The sequence below is a fragment of the Methylocella sp. genome (assembly GCA_037200525.1).
Lineage (GTDB): Bacteria > Pseudomonadota > Alphaproteobacteria > Rhizobiales > Beijerinckiaceae > Methylocapsa.
In genome coordinates this window covers 3298602-3317084 of the sequence record JBBCGG010000001.1, presented here as the reverse complement: position 1 = coordinate 3317084, position 18483 = coordinate 3298602, and the positions used below count along the sequence as shown (strand labels likewise).

The window sequence follows — 18483 nt, the reverse complement described above, 5'->3', positions numbered from 1 at the left end:
CGGCGTCAGTTAAGCGCGGCTTGATCACGATGATAATGACGATGGCGCCGATCAAGCCGAAAGGTTTGAGCGGCGCCGTTCGTTCCAACAAAGGATAGGACTATGGCCCGACTCGCGGCGCTCAGCATTTTCGCATCGCTCGCCTCTTTCATCACCTGCGCCGATGCGGCTCAATTTTCAGCCGACATCGTCAGCTTGAACGCCAATGGCGACCCGGCTGGCCCGGCGGGAAAGCTCTATGTTTCCGATGGCAAAGCGCACATCGAAACACCCGATCTTGCGAATGGCTTTTTCGTTGTCGACGCTACGACCAACGCCTCCCTTTTCGTGCGGCCGGCGAAATCGATATTTATGGAAGCGAGGCAAACAAACTTCCTCACGCAAATCCTGGTTCCGGTCGATCCTGACGATCCCTGCCGGACGTGGCAGGCGATGTCGGCGAGCGCGGAAGCCGCGGGGCAGGGCGGCCAATGGCGCTGCGATCGGATTGGCGAAGAGACCATCGATGGGCGCAAGACCACCGCCTATTCCGCCGTGTCTCCGCTGAATAAGCGAATCACCGGCTGGATCGATCAAGACCTTAAAATCCTGCTCAAGAGCCAAATCGAAGGCGGCGCGACCTTTGAGCTGAAGAACATAGCAGAAGGCCCGCAGCCAGAGGCCTTGTTTGAGATTCCAGCGAGTTATCAGAAATTCGATCCGCAACGCCTCATCGAAATCGTCAAGAAAAGCGATGTCTGGGTTGAACCAATTCGTTAAAGCCGCTGACTGACCGCAGCCGCGACAATCTGCCCAACCCGACGGCCACGAAGAGCAATCCTTACGTTCCGACGAACAGCCCGGCGATTGGCGACTTGTTCGACGCGTTCAACTTTGACGCTGCACCGAACAATCGGCCTTCACCGAGTAGGGCGCTCATGATCGCGCCTAGATAACTGCGGCGATACGCGATGTGATCTGAAATGCGATGGCGCCGGCCAAACCGAAACGTTTGAGCGGCGCCTTTTATTCATTATAACAATGATCCAAAGATCGCTCGTTGACCAAGGACAGCCTGGATCGATCAAGAGACCTTAAAATCAAGAAAAGCCATGCCTAGCTTAAGCCGGTGCAGCGACATCTGGAGAGCGTCTTGATAGCGAAAATCACCTTGGCCTACGTTGGGCGGGCCCTGACCCTCACAATTGCCGTTTTGATCGCCGCCGACGTTTTCTGCATCGCTCCGGTCAAGGCTCAAGAAGAGACAGCCGATGCGCCAAACCCGTCTCAAAATGAAGCCGCCGATGAGCCGGAGCCGGCTAAAGCGGAACCGACCCGATCGGAAGACGTCGAACCGCCGCGCTTATCGCTCTACGGGACGATCCTTTATGGCGACGGAGACAAAGGAGTCGCTCTTGTCCGTCTTGAGGGACAAACCAAAGTCGTGAGCATCGGCGTCGGCGACGACGTGCTTGGCTGGAAAGTCGAGCATATCGAGACCCGGCAACTTGTGCTTTCGCTGGATCACCATTTAGCCTCCTTCGCCCTGAACTACGCAGTGGGCTCGGGTGAGCAGCCGACTGCCGTTCAGCAGCGCGACAAACCGGGCGATGACGGAGAACGGCCGGTCTTCCATCATCGCGCGCCTCGCATATACGAGAGGAACGCAAAGGGCGTTTTGCGATCGCATGCCGCCAACATTCGCCACGCAAATAATGATGAGTGAAGCGGCGGCGGGATTTTCGGGCGCGCCGTTGGTCTTGCGACGCGCATCGCTCTCTAGAGCCGCCTCGCTGTCGGCCGAATGACTATTCGCCAGGCGCCTTGGCGTCGATCGAAAGCGCGTGGACTCCCGCCTCGAATTCCGTGGCCAAAAGTGCGTTGATCGCGCGGTGCCGGTCGACCCGGCTCTTGCCTTTGAAGGCTTCAGAAACCACTTTGACCTTGAAATGAGTTTCGCCGACGCGGCCCGTCGCGCCTTGGCGCGTCACCACGTGAGCATGGCTGGCGTGCTTCTGCGATTCGTCAATGATCTCGAGAGAGATTGGAGCGAAGGCCGCCTGAAATTTTGCCCTAATCACGTCCGCGACAGCCGTTTGGTTGGCGCCCGCCGCCGCTCCGCGTTGCCCGCTCATCTGGTCCTCCCGCGCTGTCTTTCCAAGAAATCCAGCGGTTTATCGCCACGCTTAAACTCAATTGTCATTTTAGCGTACGGATGCGCTTGCGGCCACCTCAAAGACATTGATAATGCCTAGGTCATGAATTTGAACTCTCGCATCTTCGATCGCATCAGGGTGAAGCGCGAACCCAAGCAGGGTCCGCAGCCGGAACGACAGCCGCGGTGCGATCACCCTGGCTGCACTGAGCTCGGCCTGCATCGCGCGCCAATGGGCCGACTACGGGAGGGGCAATATTTCTCCTTCTGTCTCGAGCATGTCCGCGAATACAACGCGACTTACAATTATTTCAACGGCATGAGCGCCGAAGATGTGGCGTTATATCAACGCGACGCCTTGGTCGGACATCGCCCGACATGGTCGATGGGGACAAATCGCACGGACAAGAATTTTCGCGAGGACGGCGACGATCCGTCGCACCCCGGCGACACGCTCGGCATGGCCAACCCGAGGGCCAGGCGCGCTTCCTGCGCCGAGCCGGCAAAACCTCGCTATGGACTTGCGGCCCTGCGCGCACTGGATCAACTGGGTCTTGACGAAACTGCGGATGCGGTCGCGATCAAATCCCGTTACAAGGATCTGGTGAAGCGCCTTCACCCCGACGCCAATAGCGGTGACCGTTCGAATGAAGATAAATTGCGGGAGATTATTCGCGCTTATAGCTATTTGAAGTCGGTTAAGGCCGCCTGAGGTTGGTCTTGGCGAGCGCGCCTTCGGGTAGGCTCGCCTCAAAGAAGCTTTCTTAGAGACGGGGCCAGATCGGCTCCAAAACTCTTATAACCGAGCCAAGCGGCACGGAGGATGAATGCAAATAATCGGCGAAGTGGCTGTCACCCCAGGCTTGCCCGACATGAAGATCTCGGTGCGCCAAGTCTTCGGCATCGACAGCGACATGGAGGCGCCAGCCTATTCCACCGGCGATCCGCATGTTCCAGACCTCGATCCCGATTATCTGTTCGATCGCGACACGACGCTCGCCATTCTGGCCGGCTTCGCCAAAAACCGTCGCGTCATGGTCACCGGCTATCACGGCACCGGCAAGTCGACTCATATCGAGCAGGTGGCCGCCCGCCTGAATTGGCCCTGCGTGCGGATCAACCTCGACAGTCACGTTTCGCGCGTCGATCTTGTCGGCAAAGACGCCATCGTCCTCAAGGACGGCAAGCAAATCACCGAATTCCGCGACGGCATCCTCCCCTGGGCGCTGCAAAACAATATCGCGCTTTGTTTCGACGAATATGACGCCGGCCGCCCGGACGTCATGTTCGTCATTCAGCGCGTCCTCGAGGTGTCCGGCCGCCTGACGTTGCTCGATCAGAGCCGAGTGATCCGGCCGCATCCGGCGTTCCGTCTGTTTTCGACGACGAACACCATTGGCCTTGGCGATACCTCTGGCCTCTATCATGGCACCCAGCAGATCAATCAGGGCCAGATGGACCGCTGGTCGATCGTGGCCACCTTGAATTATCTGCCCCACGACAAGGAAGTCGAAATCGTGCTGGCCAAGGTCAAACGTTTTCAGGCGACCAAGGAAGGCCGCGACCAGATCAATAAGATGGTTCGCGTCGCCGATCTCACCCGCAACGCTTTCATCTCCGGCGACCTTTCCACGGTCATGAGCCCGCGCACGGTGATTACCTGGGCCGAAAATACCGAAATTTTCAGCGACGTCGGCTTTGCCTTCCGACTGACCTTCCTCAACAAATGCGACGAACTGGAGCGAACGCTCGTCGCCGAGTTCTATCAGCGCTGTTTCGGCAAAGACCTGCCGGAAAGCGCCGTCAATGTCGTGATGACCTGAGAGGCAGGAGGTCGACGGGAGCCGCCTTGACTAGCTCGAATCAGAAGCCGCCGTCGAAAAACGAGAGTCCGCAGGAGCCGCTTAAGCGGGCTGTCGCCGGCTGCATGCGCGCTCTGGCGAAAACGCCGGGGCTCGAAGTGGTCTATGCGCCTGAGCGACCGAGCCTCATCCAGACCGCCGCAGGCGCCAAAGCGCGGTTGCCTGAACCGCCGCGGAAAATCGACGCGCGGGAGGCGGCGATTTTGCGCGGCCACGCCGATTCGATGGCGCTGCGTCTCGCTTGCCACAACAGCGATATCCACCGTCGCCTGACTCCACAGATCCCGGCCGCGCGGGCGGTTTTCGACGCCGTGGAGCAATCGCGCGTGGAGGCGATCGGATCGCGCCGGATGCAGGGAGTGGCCGCCAATCTAGACGCCATGCTCGACGATCGATTTTTGCGCGCCCATTACGCCGATGTCGCGAGCCGCGCGGATGCGCCGCTCGAGGACGCGCTGGCGATGATCGTGCGCGAGCGCCTGACCGGGCTGAAGCCGCCCAAGAACGCCCAGCGCGTCGTCGATCTCTGGCGTCCCTGGATCGAGGAGCGGGCGGGCCCCGATCTCGACAAGCTTGGCTCGGCGATCGAGGATCAACGGGCTTTTGCGCAGAGCGTCCATAAGCTTTTGACCGCGCTCGAAATGATTGATGAGGGGAGCCTCGACAGTCCTCCTGATGAGGAAAACAGCGTCGACGATTCAGACGACGGCGACGCCGAAAACCAGGCGGAGGAGGGCGCCGAAGACCAAACGGATGACGCGCGGGAGCTCGAAAAATCCGAAGCCTCCGCCGAGGCGATGGAGGACAGCGACCTTGATTCCGCCGACGCGCCGACAGGCGAGTTTGAGGATGATGCCGATTTTTCAGACTCGGAACAGGCTGCCGATCCGCGCCGTCCGCCAACCCCAAGCAGGGCGGAACAACGCGGATCCGAATACAAGGCTTTCACCAAGAAATACGATGAAGTCATCGCCGCCGAAGATCTTTGCGATGCGGAGGAACTGGAGCGGCTGCGCTCTTACCTCGATAAGCAATTGCACAATCTGTCCTCGATCGTGGCGCGGCTCGCCAATCGTTTGCAGCGCCGGTTGATGGCGCAACAGAGTCGGTCCTGGGAATTCGATCTGGAGGAAGGGATGCTTGACCCGGCGCGTCTGCCGCGCGTCATCATCGATCCGCAGCAGCCGCTTTCCTTCAAGCGCGAAAAGGATACGGATTTCCGCGATACGGTGGTGTCGCTGCTCATCGATAATTCCGGCTCCATGCGCGGTCGTCCGATCACCGTCGCCGCTACCTGCGCCGACATTCTGGCGCGCACCCTTGAGCGCTGCGGCGTCAAGGTCGAGATCTTGGGCTTCACCACACGAGCCTGGAAAGGCGGCCAGTCGCGCGAGGCTTGGCTCCAGGCGAACAAGCCTGCGGCGCCTGGACGTCTCAACGACCTGCGCCACATCATCTATAAATCGGCTGACGCGCCGTGGCGGCGCTCGCGCAAGCATCTCGGGCTAATGATGCGCGAGGGTTTGCTGAAAGAGAACATCGACGGCGAAGCTCTAGACTGGGCGCATCGGCGTCTGCTGGGGCGGCCTGAGCAGCGGCGCATTCTTATGATGATTTCAGATGGCGCGCCGGTGGATGATTCGACCTTATCGGTCAATCCCGGCAATTATCTTGAAAAGCATCTGCGCCACATCATTGAAGAGATTGAGTCGCGCTCGCCGGTGGAGCTCATCGCGATCGGCATCGGGCACGACGTGACGCGCTATTATCGCCGCGCGGTGACTATCGTTGATGCGGAAGAACTCGGCGGCGCGATGACCGAAAAGCTTGCCGAATTGTTCAGCGAAACGGCGGAGCCGAGGCGGGATGTCGAGAAAAGCTCAGCGCAAAGGGCGATGGGCCGGCTGCACTGAGTTTTTGAGAGGGCAGCAGCCGAGAAAGTTCGGGGAGCGTTAACCAGCTCCGGAGCGGCTTCGTCCTTTGCCTTTCGCCCCTTGGTGGCGGGGCTCTAAATTCGCGGTCTCAATAATATCTGCGACGAACAACGACGCCGCGGTGATACGGCCGGTGGATTGGGCGGTGGGCGACGACTCCGCCGCGCGGGCCGACGCAGCCGGCGCGATATACGCCGCGAGCGCAAACGACCGCATTCGCCTCCGTCATCGAGACGATAGTTGCGCCCACTGTGATAAGAGCGGCTGCTGAAATTATGAGTGCCTTCTTCATGCCGGATCTCCTGGAGACGGTTGGCGTCCAAGCTTAGTTGGCGCATCCTCTGAAGGGCAAAGCTCCGTTCGAAAACGGAGCGAACCTTTAGAGCACAGTCATTCCAGGTTTGATAGCTCGCGCGACGAGTTTCGCGCGGGGACCAGCAAGGTCAGCGATATTTTAAAATCGCGCAAGCTTCAAGGGAAGCCGCTAATCCTAAAAAAGATCATCTTCTCAAGAAGATAAGGCGTTGTCCTAACGCGCTATCTTATGTCGAAGCGCGCGTTCTAGAATCAGGCGCTGACGCTAGCGTCCGCCTGCTTCTTGAGGATCTCGCGCTTGATCACGAGCGCGCCAGGCGACAACTCTGCATCTTTGGCTTTGATCAGAAACGCGTCGAGGCCACCGCGATGTTCGACCGAACGGAGCGCGGCGGCGGCGACGCGAAAGCGAAGCTTGCGCTGCAAAATGTCCGAGATCAGCGTAACGTTGCAGAGGTTCGGCAAGAACCGCGTCTGTGTCCGGCGGTTCGAATGGCTGACCTTATGGCCAGTTTGTACGGCTTTGCCGGTAAATTCGCAGCGGCGGGACATCTTGCTTCCTCTTCGTTCCAAACGAAATGCGCTCGACCATCCCACCCAAGGGGAACCGAGCGCTCCTTCCACTATGCAGTACAGGAAGACGAAGCTCTTAGTTGAGCCGCCGCACTGCGTCAAGGTCCGCGCAAACCGGGCTTTACGGCGGGGCCGAAAGATGAGAATTGGCGCAGCCCCCTTTTGGTTAAAACAGATTTAACCGCCGACCGCTAATTTGCTGTTCATTCGCTGCTTTTCGCGGCCGAGTTCTTCGCGCCGCTTTCCCGTCGGCGCGGGCGGCGGGGGAGGTGGCGGCGGTTACGGCAGCGGTGAGATGGATGCGAACGACGACCAGCATGAAGATGCTCGACCATATCCCCGAATCGCTGCGCGCCTTCGCTGCGAAACGCGGCGCTGAACTCATTGGCCTTTGCCTTATCGCTGCAACTATCGCGATAGCTTTGGCTTTGCTTTCATGGTCAGTGGAGGACCCAAGCTTCAATCACGCGACTGCCGGGCCGGTGCGCAATCTCCTTGGCTCAACAGGCGCCGTCGCCGCCGACCTCATCATGCAGATGTTCGGCCTTGGCTCGATTGCATTCCTGGTCCCGCTCGGTTTTTGGGGCTGGCGCCTGCTCACCGCGCGACGGCTCGAACGAGTCAAGACGCGGCTTATCTTGTGGGTTTGCGGCGGCGTCCTGGCGGCCGGATTGAGCTCGCTGCTGCCGATCACCGCACGCTGGCCTCTACCTACCGGGCTCGGCGGCCTCATTGGCGATGCGATTCTCGTCGCGCCGAACAAGATTTTCGGCGGATTTAAAGTCGGAATGCTGCTCATCGGCGTCATTTTGGCGGCCGGTTCGATCCTATCCCTTTCGGCCAGCATCGGCCTGCGCGATCAGCCAGACGCGTTCAATGAGGACGACGAGGAAGAGCCGCCAACGCGACGCGCCAGTTCAAAAGCGGAAGACGATGACGCCGGAGCCCCAGGTCTGGCGCTGATCTTCCTTGGCGCGCTGATTCACGCGGGATTAAGCCTCAAGGCCGCCCTGGCCCGACAAATCGCGCAGCGGCGCGCCCGCGCGCCGGAGCCGCGCCGGGCCCCCTGGCAAAGCGCATCGCACCCCAATGCGCCAAGCTTCGACTCGCACCCCCAAAGCGATCTCGATCAGCCGTTCGATTTCGATGTAGAGCCGCTGCAATGGCCGGAGCCGGCGCTGGTTGAGCCGGGCTTTGACGCAGCGGCCTATGCGCCGCCGGCGACTCGCGCCGCCGCCCAGAGAAACGAGGCGAGCCAGGCAGGCGCCGCGGAGGCGTCCGCGCCTCGCCGCATCGTGGCGCCGCCCCCAACGCCGCTGAAGCCGGGACAGCGCGCCCAAAAAGAAGCAAATCTCTCGTTGCGGGATCGTCTCAGTCGTGAGGCCTATGTTCTGCCGCCGCTGCAAATGTTGGCCGAGGCGAAGAAATTGACGACCACTAAAGTTTCGGAGGACGCGCTTACGCAAAATGCGCGACTGCTCGAGGGAGTGCTCGAGGATTTCGGCGTCAAAGGCGAGATCATCAACGTGCGTCCGGGTCCGGTCGTTACTCTCTATGAGCTAGAGCCGGCGCCCGGAATTAAATCCTCTCGGGTGATTGGGCTGGCCGATGACATCGCCCGCTCGATGTCGGCGATTTCCGCTCGCGTCGCCGTTGTGCAAGGCCGCAACGCGATCGGCATCGAATTGCCGAATCAGCGCCGCGAGACCGTCTATTTGCGTGAATTGCTGGGTTCGGAGGATTTTGAGAAGAGCAAGCACAGGCTTGCCATAGCGCTCGGAAAAACCATCGGCGGCGAGCCGATCATCGTCGATCTCGCCCGCATGCCGCATCTTCTCGTCGCCGGCACGACAGGATCAGGCAAGTCAGTCGCGATAAACACGATGATCCTTTCGCTCCTCTATCGGCTTCGGCCGGAAGAATGCCGCATGATCATGGTCGATCCGAAAATGCTTGAATTGTCGGTCTATGACGGCATCCCGCATTTGCTGACGCCGGTCGTCACCGATCCGAAAAAGGCGGTCGTGGCGTTGAAATGGGCGGTCCGCGAAATGGAGGATCGCTACAAGAAAATGTCGAAGCTCGGCGTTCGCAACATCGAGGGATTCAACGTTCGCGTCACCGAGGCCGCCGCCAAGGGCGAGACGCTGATGCGGACGGTGCAGACCGGCTATGATCGCGAGACCGGCGAAGCCATATATGAACACGAGCCGATGGAGCTGTCGCCGCTGCCGTTCATTGTCGTCATCGTCGACGAAATGGCCGACCTTATGATGGTCGCGGGCAAAGACATCGAGGGCGCCATCCAGCGGCTCGCCCAGATGGCGAGAGCGGCCGGCATTCACCTTATCATGGCGACGCAAAGGCCGTCGGTCGACGTCATCACCGGCACGATCAAGGCGAATTTTCCGACCCGCATTTCGTTTCAGGTCACCTCGAAGATCGACAGTCGCACCATTTTAGGCGAGCAGGGCGCTGAACAACTGCTTGGCCAAGGCGACATGCTCTACATGGCGGGAGGAGGGCGCATTTCGCGCGTGCATGGGCCTTTCGTTGCCGATGGCGAGGTCGAAAAAGTGGTCGCCCATCTCAAAAGCCAGGGCCAGCCGGAATATCTCGAGTCGATTACCGCAGACGATGACGCGGGCGGCGGCGACGATGTCGACGCTCCGGCGGCTGGCAGCATGGACGCCGAGGAATCCGGCGATCTCTATGATCGCGCCGTCAATATTGTGCTCCGAGACCGCAAATGTTCGACAAGCTATATTCAACGTCGGCTGTCGGTCGGCTACAATAAAGCGGCGTCCCTGGTGGAGCGGATGGAGAAAGAAGGCGTCGTCGGCGCGCCGAACCATTCGGGCAAGCGCACAATTCTCGTCGGCGGGGGCGTCGATCGAGGCGCTTTTGATCCGACCGTGGAAGGGTAGACTTAACATGCCTTACGTGGCTCAAGAGTTGCATTTGGTCTACGCCCTGTTGAACCCAGAAGGGAATTTTAATGGCGCCGATGATCGAGGCTATGTTTGCAGGTGAGCCCCGCGCGCTCGGGCCGCATGGAAAAATGAGCTCCATTTTCAAGGGCCCCATCGCGGGTCCGTGGCGCATCACGCCAACAGGGCTTCAAGGGGATGTTCAGGCCGACCCCGAGCATCATGGCGGCCGCGATATGGCGCTGCATCATTATCCACGCGACCACTTCGCCGCCTGGATCGCCGAGACGCCTGAGCTTGCCGAGCCGCTCGCGCGGGCTCCAGGGTTCGGCGAAAACATCTCAATGCTCGGGCTGACCGAGGCGGATGTCTGCATCGGCGATTCAATGCGCGTCGGCGAGGTGATTTTGCAGGTTTCGCAAGGGCGTACTGGCTGGTATTACCGCGTGCTAAAGGAAGGAGCCATCGTCCAAGGCGATCGATTCGAGATTATCGATAGACTTTATCCAGAATGGCCGCTGTCGCGAATCAACGATCTTCTGTACCATAGAACCAAAGCCTATGACGAACTTGCCGCCTTGACCGAACTGCCGGAGCTGGCGGCGGAGTGGCGGAAACTTGCCGCGCGGCGCGTGAGCAGCCGGTCAGTTGAAAGCTGGAGCGGCCGTCTTGAAGGAGCGTGAGCCTACAAAGCGCCCGCTCGCGGTGAAGAAAGTGTCGAAAGCGTGGACTAAGCGATTGATTTTACGTCGTCTATAAGGGTCGAAAAGAAGCGCGCGCAAAATTTTGGCGTGGCCAATGTCGTATTAACGCCATATCAAGTTCCTAGCCGTGAACATTCACGATCTGCGAGGCGAATTTTATGACGCGCACGACAGCATTTATTTTCGCATTCATCCTTGTTCTTTGCAGCGCGGTCGCGCCTCGCGCCGAAATCGCTCCGGCCAATCCAAAGCCGGCCAAGCCAGCCGCCGTCCCCGCGGTTCCCGCGCCGAAGCCTTTCGTTCCGATGGACCCTCTCGTGGCCATTCAAAAGGCCAATGAATATTTCAATGCGGCGACCACCATGGTTGGCGATTTCGTGCAGCTCGGCCCGGATGGAAAGCGCTCTGAGGGCAAGATTTTCGTTCAGCGGCCCGGCAAATTGCGCTTCGAATACGCTCAACCAGCGACACTGGAAATCGTCGCCGACGGCTTGTCCGTGGCGGTGCATGACCGCAAAACCGCTACCAAAGACGTTTATTTCATCAGCCAGACGCCGCTGAAATTTCTTTTGAAGGATCACGTCGATCTCAATCAAGACGTCAAAATTGTTGATGTTACAAGCGATCCTAACGCGGTGACGATCCAGGTGGAAGATAAGGCGACGTTTGGCGGCACGTCCGAGATCAAACTCGTATTCGATCCTGCAAAGTTTACGTTAAAGCAATGGGAGGTTACGGATCCGCAAGGTTACGAAACTGTGATCTCATTGTTCAATATTGATCTGACCAAGAAACCTGACCCCGGCTTATTCCAGCTTACTCAAGAGAGAATGCTGAACACAAATAATTGAGGCGCGGCTCTACGGCTTGAAACCGGTTCAGGGGTGCTTAGCTTTGTAGACATGCGAGCGATTAGCTGACAGGGCGTATTCCCCCCCGTTTCGTCCGACTCAGTTTTTGCCGGTCCCCCTCCCGGTAATGTTTCGCTCCTAGGGCGTCCGGCGCAAGCTGGGCGCCCTTTCCTTAAGCGGCTTCGCTTGGCTGTCCGACAAGCCCGATAATCCGATATTTCTGTGGGCTGTATGCGCTTCGCACTTGCTGCGTGATCTTCGGCGTGGTCAGTCGCGGGCGGAGTATGAAATGCGCCTGACGATCGCCACATGGAATATCAACTCTGTCCGCTTGCGCATCAATCTCGTCGGGCGTTTCCTCAAAGAGCAGTCGCCAGACGTCTTATGCTTGCAGGAGACGAAATGCCGCGACAGCGAGTTTCCGCTCGCCGAATTTCATAAGCTCGGCTACGCGCATGTCGCCATCAACGGGCAAAAAGGCTATCACGGCGTCGCGATCGCATCGAAATTGCCCTTCGCCCAAATTGACCGCCGCGCTTTTTGCGACAAGGGCGACGCGCGCCATATCGCGGTGACATTGACGCCCGTCGGCTCGGGGGAGCGGCCGGTCAAGCTGCATAATTTTTATGTGCCGGCGGGCGGTGACGAGCCCGATCCGCTGATCAATCCGAAATTCGCCCATAAGCTCGCGTTTTTAGACGAGATGGTCGATTGGATGAACGCTGAGCGGATCGACGGCCAACACACGATCATGGTCGGCGATCTCAATATCGCGCCGCTCGAGACCGACGTCTGGAGCCACAAGGCGCTATTGCGGGTGGTCAGCCACACGCCGATCGAGGTCGAGAAACTTGGCCTTGTGCTGCAGGCCGGCCCCTGGATCGACGCAATGCGCCATCATGTGCCGGCGGAAGAAAAGCTTTACACTTGGTGGAGCTATCGCGCGCGAGATTGGGCTGAATCCAACAGGGGGCGCCGTCTCGATCACGTCTGGGTCAGCGAGAGCCTGAAGCCGCGCCTCGGCGGCATGCAAGTCTTGACTGAAAGCCGCGGCTGGGACCGTCCGTCCGATCACGTGCCGGTGATGGTCCATTTCGACTTTTGAACGTGGTTTCGGGGCGCGCTTGCGAAGCAATCCTCATCCCGAATGGCGGACGAGGAGAGGCTTCAGTTCATTCGCGCTCAAGGAGCTGATTTTCCGCGGGCCCCGGCGCGCCGTTCCATGCGGCGTCGAGGTCGCCGGTGAATTGAGTCAGCCTTTCCGCTAGCGAGTGCCGCAGATGCGCTGCGCTGGCTGGAAATTCGGTCAGGACGCGACGAAAGAGCTGCCGCGAGATGCGCAACACGCTCGAAGCTTCGCGAGCAATCGCCGTAGCTGGCCGAGTGGTTTGCGCCAGCAAGGCAAGTTCGCCGATCAACGCCGGGGGACGCAGGATTCGCGCCGCCGGCGCTCCGCGGTCCGAAACATCGAGCGCAATTGACCCCGAAAGCACGACAAATCCTCCGTTTGAGGGTTCATCGCGGCGGAACAAAATGTCGCCTGCGCGTAAGATGCGGGTTTCCGCCGAAAAAGCGAGAAGACGCAGCGCATCCGGTTCAAGCGCCGCGAAAGTTGCGTTGCGCGCAAGCTTGGCGACATCCTCATCGAGCCCCATGGCGACGCTCCTTCCTCCTGAAGGAAGCCGTGATCAAGGCATCAGCTTGTAACCGCCGGCTTCGGTGATGAGCAACTGCGCTTTGGCCGGATCGCGCTCGATCTTTTGCCGCAGCCGATAAATGTGCGTTTCGAGCGTGTGGGTTGTGACGTTCGAATTATAGCCCCAGACTTCCCGCAGCAGCACTTCCCTGACGACGACGGCCTGACCGGCTCGATAGAGGAAACGCAGGATCGCGGTTTCTTTCTCGGTCAGGCGCAGTTTTTCGCCTTTTTCGGCAATCAGAAGTTTTGCGCCGGGCTGAAACGTATAAGGCCCAATGCGGAACAGCGCCTCTTCGTTGGTTTCGTGCTGACGCAAATGCGCCCGCATGCGCGCCAACAGGACGGCGAAGCGGAATGGCTTGGTTACATAATCATTCGCCCCGGCGTCGAGACCTTGCACCGTGTCCCATTCGCTGTCATGGCCGGTCAGCATGATGATCGGATTTTTGAAGCCGCCTTCGCGCATCAGCCTGACCGCCTCGCGCCCGTCCATGTCGGGCAGGCCGACGTCCATGATCACGAGGTCAGGCGTCTCCCGCCGCGAAGCGCTAAGCGCGCCCTCGGCAGAATCCGCGTGCACCGCCGCGAATTCTTCATGCAGCGCGAGCTGTTCGGCCAAGGCGGCGCGGAGGTCCGCGTCATCGTCGGCGATCAGGATCTTCAGAACCTGGGTCATGGACATGTCCTTGATAAATCTTGCATCGTCTTGGCCCGCTCAACCTTAGAAAATTCAACCGGCGCATTTTGATTCGAGAAAATTGTCTTCACACTCTACCAAGCTTTCGCGCAAACGCCTCATTTGCTTTCCTGCGGCTCGCGAGCGCTAAAACTTCCTTGCGCTGTTCAGTGCGCAGTAAAAGCATAGGCTTCTATGAAATATCCTGCAAAGAACCTTAAAAACCCCCCACAACCTCGACTAGAGCTTGGGCGTTACTTGACGTCCCTCACGGCGACGCGCGTCGCGGGACCAAACCTTCACCTTGGCAGGCTGCATGCCGGTTCGCTCGTTTTGCGCTGCGCCCTCGGCGGGGGCGGAATCAAGCGCGATAAGAGGGAAGGCGATCATGCGACTCCGGCCGGAAGCTGGCGTATCCTCTTAGGGTTTTACCGTTCGGGAAGGCCGTTAAGGCGACCCGCTTTTCTGCCGATGCGGCCAATTCGCCGCGGGCAAGGCTGGTGCGATGACCCCCACAGCGGGCTGTATAATCGGCTGATTGTGGCGCCTTTCCGGCCATCACATGAAAATTTGTGGCGGAACGATCACCTTTACGACATCGTCCTTGTGCTGAATTATAATATCTCTCCTCGCCGGCAAAATCGCGGAAGCGCGATTTTTATCCATTGCGCGCAGCCGGGTTTTGCCCCGACCGAGGGCTGCGTTGCCCTGCGCTATGAAGATTTGCGCCGGCTGCTCCCGCGTCTTTCCAGCAAAACGGTGCTGACGATCAAGTAAGGGTTCTTCTTTTGCCGAAAATCGCGCTGCCGACGCGGACATGGGTCGCGCCCAATTGAATCGCCAGCTCGAAATCGGCGCTCATCCCCATGGATAGAACGCTGATCCCGTTGCGGGCGGCGATCTGGTTCAGCAGCGCGAAATGCGGCGAAGCTTGTTCATCAACTGGCGGGATGCACATCAGGCCTGTGATTTCAAGGCCGTGCTGCTTGCGGCAACTGGCGATGAAGGCGTCGGCCGCAGTCGGCAGGATGCCCGCTTTCTGCGATTCGGCTCCTGTGTTGACTTGGACATAAAGGCGCGGGTGACGTCCGGTCTTCTGAATCTCTTCCGCGAGCGCCTTTGCGATTTTTTCCCGATCGACGGTCTCGATGACGTCGAAAAACCGCACCGCTTCCTGCGTCTTGTTCGATTGCAGCGGGCCGATAAGGTGCAGTTCAAGGTCTGGATAGCTTTGCCGCAGCGGCGGCCATTTTTCGAGCGCCTCCTGAACCCGGTTTTCGCCGAAAATCCGTTGTCCCGCCGCGAGCACAGGTTCGATGTCGGGGGCGGCGAATGTTTTCGAGACGCAGACAAGGGCGACGTCCTGCGGCCGGCGATCGGCGTCGCGAGCGGCGCGTGCGATATGTTCGCGCACCTCGTTCAGCCGATCGAGGGTGGTTTTCGATGTTTTCACACTTTGGTGCAAAGCTTTTGCCTTTCATTCAGGCCTCGGAGCGCGCATCTAATGTTTGGGCGCGGAAACGGGAGCAGGGGCCGAGGCAAGGCGATTGACCGAGTTGGCCAAATAATGCTGTGTAGCCGCAACTTGACAACTTTTTCTCAACGCAATCGATAATCGAACATCATGGACTTCGAGCGCTACAACGCCCGCGAAGCGGAACCCAAATGGCGCAAGCTTTGGGATGAATCCGCAACGTTTAAAACCTCCAACGCCGATCCGCGTCCGAAATATTACGTGCTCGAGATGTTCCCCTATCCCTCGGGGCGCATTCATATGGGCCATGTCCGCAATTACACGATGGGCGATGTGATCGCGCGTTTCAAGCGCGCGCGGGGGTTCAACGTTTTGCATCCGATGGGTTGGGACGCCTTTGGTCTGCCGGCTGAAAATGCGGCCGCGCAGAACAATAGCCATCCCGCGGCTTGGACTTACGCCAATATCGCCAGCATGCGCCGCCAACTGCAGTCGATTGGCCTGTCCCTCGATTGGTCGCGCGAAATCGCCACTTGCGATCCGAGCTATTACAAACATCAGCAGAAAATGTTCCTCGACTTTCTCGCCGCCGGTCTCGTCGACCGCAAGCAGTCGAAAGTTAACTGGGACCCTGTCGATCATACCGTGCTCGCCAATGAGCAGGTGATCGAGGGACGCGGCTGGCGCTCCGGCGCGCTCGTCGAGCAGCGCGAACTGACCCAATGGTTTCTGAAAATCAGCGACTACGCTGAGGATCTGCTGCACTCCCTCGATGACCTGACGCGCTGGCCGGACAAAGTGCGCCTGATGCAGGCGAATTGGATCGGCCGCTCCGAAGGCTTGCTGGTGCGGTTCCAACTTGAGCCCGCACCAAAGCTCCGGGAGAGCGAACTCGAAGTCTATACGACGCGGCCGGACACTTTGTTCGGCGCGCGGTTTATGGCCATTGCGCCCGACCATCCCTTGGCGGCGGCCTGCGCCAAGACGGACCCCGCGCTCGCCGCATTCATCATTGAATGCCAGCAAAGAGGCACGTCGGTCGCCGTTATCGAAACCGCGGAAAAGAAAGGCTACGACACCGGCTTGAAAGTCCGTCATCCGTTTGACGAGAATTGGCTGTTGCCGGTCTATGTCGCCAATTTCGTGTTGATGGAATATGGCACGGGGGCGATCTTCGGCTGCCCCGCGCATGACCAGCGCGATCTCGATTTCGCCAACGCTTATGGCCTTGGCAATACGCCGGTGGTGTGCCCGCCCGGCCTCGATCCGGCAGGCTTCGTCATCGCCGACACGGCCTATGACGGCGATGGTCTCCTCATCAATTCGCGCTTTCTCGACGGCATGACGATCGCGGCGGCGAAGGAGGAGGTCGCGCGGCTTCTTGAAGCCCAAACAATCGGCAATCGGCCGCAGGCCAAGCGCCAGATCAATTATCGGCTGCGCGATTGGGGGATTTCGCGCCAGCGCTATTGGGGATGTCCGATTCCGATCGTTCACTGCCCGGAGTGCGGCGCCGTGCCGGTCCCGGCCGCTGATCTGCCAGTCGCGCTGCCGGCGGACGTCACTTTCGATGAACCCGGCAATCCGCTCGATCGGCATCCGACCTGGAAGCACGTGGCTTGTCCCAAATGCGGCGGTCCTGCGCGGCGGGAGACGGATACGATGGACACTTTCGTCGATTCGTCCTGGTATTTTACGCGATTCACCGATCCCTGGAACGAGCTCGCGCCGACGACTGTGAGCGATGTCGAGAAATGGCTGCCCGTAGACCAATATATCGGCGGCATCGAACATGCGATCTTGCATCTGCTCTACGCTCGGTTTTTCACGCGAGCGATGCAGACGACCGGCCATGTCGGTCCCTTGAAGGAGCCTTTCGCCGGCCTTTTCACGCAAGGCATGGTAGTGCATGAGACTTATCGCTCAACATCGGGCGACTGGCTGTTTCCGGAGGAAGTTCGGCTCGTGGCTGGCGCGGACGGCCGGCGAGCGATTCGCATCGACAGCGGCGAGGAAGCCGTGATCGGCGCAATCGAGAAGATGTCGAAATCGAAGCGCAATACGGTCGATCCCGACGAGATCATTTCGACCTACGGAGCCGATACCGCGCGATGGTTCGTGCTTTCGGATTCGCCGCCCGAACGCGATGTGATCTGGACCGAGGAAGGCGTTCAGGGTGCCGGCAAATTCGTTCAACGTTTGTGGCGGCTGATCGGCGAGCTGATGTCTCTTGCGGCTGAGCGCGACGCGCCGGCCCCCACCGCGTTTTCGCCTGCCGCCGCCGCTATTCGGAAGGCGGTCCACTTCAGTCTGCTCAAGGTCGAGGAAGACATCGAGCGGCTGCGCTTCAACCGCGCCATCGCGCAGGTGCATGATCTCGCCAATAAATTATCCGCAGCGGTGGGCGCGATCGAAAACGAAAATGTCGAGCCGGATCTTCGCTACGCTTTCCGCGAGGCGGCCGAAATTCTCGTTCCGCTTTTCGCGCCGATGATGCCGCATCTAGCGGAAGAATGCTGGGCGCGACTCGGCCACAAGGATCTGATCGCGGACGCGCCGTGGCCTGTGGCCGACAAAGCTCTCATCGTCGAAGACACAATGGAATTGCCGGTGCAGGTCAACGGCCGCAAGCGGGCCGACCTCGTGATCGAGCGCTCCGCGGACGCCGCCACGATCGAGGCGGCTGCGCTGGCGCTCGATACGGTCCAGCGCGCGCTCGAAGGGCGCCCGGTGAAGAAGATCATTATCGTTCCGCAAAGGATCGTGAATGTCGTCGCATAACCCAACCCGTCGCCAAGGCCTTCTCGGCGGCTCTGCAGTCGTTCTGGCCGCGTTGCTCGGCCTCCCGCTGTCTGGATGCTTCCAACCGGTCTACGCGCCCCTGGCGGGCGGCGGCAATGTCAGTGACGAGTTGCAGGCGATCGCGATCGATCCGATTCACGACCGCATCGGCCATTATCTCGAGAATGAGCTGATTTTCGCCTTGAACGGCACTGGCTCGAAAGTTGTGCCGAAATATAGGCTTATCGTTAATTTGCGGGAGAACGTGCAGACGCCGCTGCTCGATACGGTGACCGGCTATCCAAGTTCGGCGACAGTCGTCGTGACCGCCGACTATGCGCTGACGCCGTCTCAAGGCGGAAATGCGATCTTCAGGGAATCGGCGACGGTCGTCGCGAGCTATGACCGCACGTCGCAGCGCTTCACCAATATTCGCGCGTCGCGCGACGCCGAGATTCGCGACTCGCGGCTGCTCGCTGAACAGATTCGCACCAATATCGCCGCTTTTTTCGCCGCCCGAGGATAAGCGGCGCCGGCCAACTCCGGGACA

Annotated in this window: 17 protein-coding genes; 12 read left to right on the top strand and 5 right to left on the bottom strand. The window is 59.6% G+C overall.

Annotated features, from left to right (window positions below; genetic code table 11):
• Nucleotides 1–102 precede the first annotated feature (102 nt).
• Complete coding sequence (locus WDN46_16300) at nucleotides 103–759, top strand: hypothetical protein (protein MEJ0094923.1); 657 nt, start codon at nucleotides 103–105, stop codon at nucleotides 757–759.
• Between the two features lie 373 nt (nucleotides 760–1132).
• Entirely contained in the window at nucleotides 1133–1705 is a 573-nt protein-coding gene (locus tag WDN46_16295; GenBank protein ID MEJ0094922.1) for a hypothetical protein, read from the top strand.
• Nucleotides 1706–1787: 82 nt separating this feature from the next.
• Here the strand turns inward: WDN46_16295 and WDN46_16290 are convergent, their stop codons facing one another.
• Nucleotides 1788–2114 (bottom strand): BolA family protein, encoded by a 327-nt coding sequence (locus tag WDN46_16290; GenBank protein ID MEJ0094921.1) that lies wholly within the window; start codon nucleotides 2112–2114, stop codon nucleotides 1788–1790.
• 123 nt (nucleotides 2115–2237) lie between these two features.
• Between WDN46_16290 and WDN46_16285 the strand changes: the two genes are divergently transcribed.
• The 3 genes from WDN46_16285 (at nucleotide 2238) to cobT (ending at nucleotide 5909) form a co-directional block, all read left to right on the top strand.
• Complete coding sequence (locus WDN46_16285; GenBank protein ID MEJ0094920.1) at nucleotides 2238–2846, top strand: J domain-containing protein; 609 nt, start codon at nucleotides 2238–2240, stop codon at nucleotides 2844–2846.
• A 115-nt stretch (nucleotides 2847–2961) separates the two neighbouring features.
• Complete coding sequence (gene cobS / locus WDN46_16280) at nucleotides 2962–3957, top strand: cobaltochelatase subunit CobS (GenBank protein MEJ0094919.1); 996 nt, start codon at nucleotides 2962–2964, stop codon at nucleotides 3955–3957.
• 26 nt (nucleotides 3958–3983) lie between these two features.
• Nucleotides 3984–5909: a cobaltochelatase subunit CobT gene (gene cobT / locus WDN46_16275; protein ID MEJ0094918.1), complete on the top strand. Its 1926-nt coding sequence runs from the start codon at nucleotides 3984–3986 to the stop codon at nucleotides 5907–5909.
• Nucleotides 5910–6497: 588 nt separating this feature from the next.
• Here cobT and rpmB read toward each other — a convergent pair.
• Complete coding sequence (rpmB, locus tag WDN46_16270) at nucleotides 6498–6797, bottom strand: 50S ribosomal protein L28 (GenBank protein ID MEJ0094917.1); 300 nt, start codon at nucleotides 6795–6797, stop codon at nucleotides 6498–6500.
• Nucleotides 6798–7117: 320 nt separating this feature from the next.
• On the opposite strand from rpmB, the gene WDN46_16265 reads away from it, so the two are divergent.
• The 4 genes from WDN46_16265 to xth all read left to right on the top strand — a co-directional run bounded on the left by WDN46_16265 (nucleotide 7118) and on the right by xth (nucleotide 12408).
• Nucleotides 7118–9745, top strand: a complete 2628-nt coding sequence (locus WDN46_16265) for a DNA translocase FtsK (GenBank protein ID MEJ0094916.1) — start codon at nucleotides 7118–7120, stop codon at nucleotides 9743–9745.
• 134 nt (nucleotides 9746–9879) lie between these two features.
• A complete protein-coding gene (locus tag WDN46_16260; protein ID MEJ0094915.1) occupies nucleotides 9880–10431 on the top strand; it encodes an MOSC domain-containing protein in 552 nt (183 codons plus the stop codon).
• Between the two features lie 179 nt (nucleotides 10432–10610).
• The gene (locus tag WDN46_16255) at nucleotides 10611–11303 is read left to right on the top strand and encodes an outer-membrane lipoprotein carrier protein LolA (GenBank protein MEJ0094914.1); all 693 of its coding nucleotides are present in this window, start codon (nucleotides 10611–10613) and stop codon (nucleotides 11301–11303) included.
• Nucleotides 11304–11592: 289 nt separating this feature from the next.
• Nucleotides 11593–12408 (top strand): exodeoxyribonuclease III, encoded by an 816-nt coding sequence (gene xth / locus WDN46_16250; protein MEJ0094913.1) that lies wholly within the window; start codon nucleotides 11593–11595, stop codon nucleotides 12406–12408.
• A gap of 67 nt (nucleotides 12409–12475) precedes the next feature.
• On the opposite strand, the gene WDN46_16245 is transcribed toward xth, so the two are convergent.
• Nucleotides 12476–12958 carry a cyclic nucleotide-binding domain-containing protein gene (locus WDN46_16245; GenBank protein ID MEJ0094912.1) on the bottom strand — a complete coding sequence of 161 codons (483 nt, stop codon included), beginning with the start codon at nucleotides 12956–12958 and terminating at the stop codon, nucleotides 12476–12478.
• 33 nt (nucleotides 12959–12991) lie between these two features.
• Nucleotides 12992–13678, bottom strand: a complete 687-nt coding sequence (locus WDN46_16240) for a response regulator transcription factor (GenBank protein ID MEJ0094911.1) — start codon at nucleotides 13676–13678, stop codon at nucleotides 12992–12994.
• 195 nt (nucleotides 13679–13873) lie between these two features.
• On the opposite strand from WDN46_16240, the gene WDN46_16235 reads away from it, so the two are divergent.
• The gene (locus tag WDN46_16235; GenBank protein MEJ0094910.1) at nucleotides 13874–14455 is read left to right on the top strand and encodes a L,D-transpeptidase family protein; all 582 of its coding nucleotides are present in this window, start codon (nucleotides 13874–13876) and stop codon (nucleotides 14453–14455) included.
• Here WDN46_16235 and WDN46_16230 read toward each other — a convergent pair.
• The gene (locus WDN46_16230) at nucleotides 14448–15131 is read right to left on the bottom strand and encodes a YggS family pyridoxal phosphate-dependent enzyme (protein ID MEJ0094909.1); all 684 of its coding nucleotides are present in this window, start codon (nucleotides 15129–15131) and stop codon (nucleotides 14448–14450) included. The two genes, WDN46_16235 and WDN46_16230, sit on opposite strands and share 8 nt — an antisense overlap.
• Before the next feature lie 171 nt (nucleotides 15132–15302).
• Here WDN46_16230 and leuS point away from each other — a divergent pair, with 171 nt between their 5' ends.
• Nucleotides 15303–17933 (top strand): leucine--tRNA ligase, encoded by a 2631-nt coding sequence (gene leuS, locus WDN46_16225; GenBank protein ID MEJ0094908.1) that lies wholly within the window; start codon nucleotides 15303–15305, stop codon nucleotides 17931–17933.
• Complete coding sequence (gene lptE / locus WDN46_16220) at nucleotides 17920–18459, top strand: LPS assembly lipoprotein LptE (GenBank protein ID MEJ0094907.1); 540 nt, start codon at nucleotides 17920–17922, stop codon at nucleotides 18457–18459. Before leuS ends, lptE begins: the two co-directional genes overlap by 14 nt.
• Nucleotides 18460–18483 lie beyond the last annotated feature (24 nt).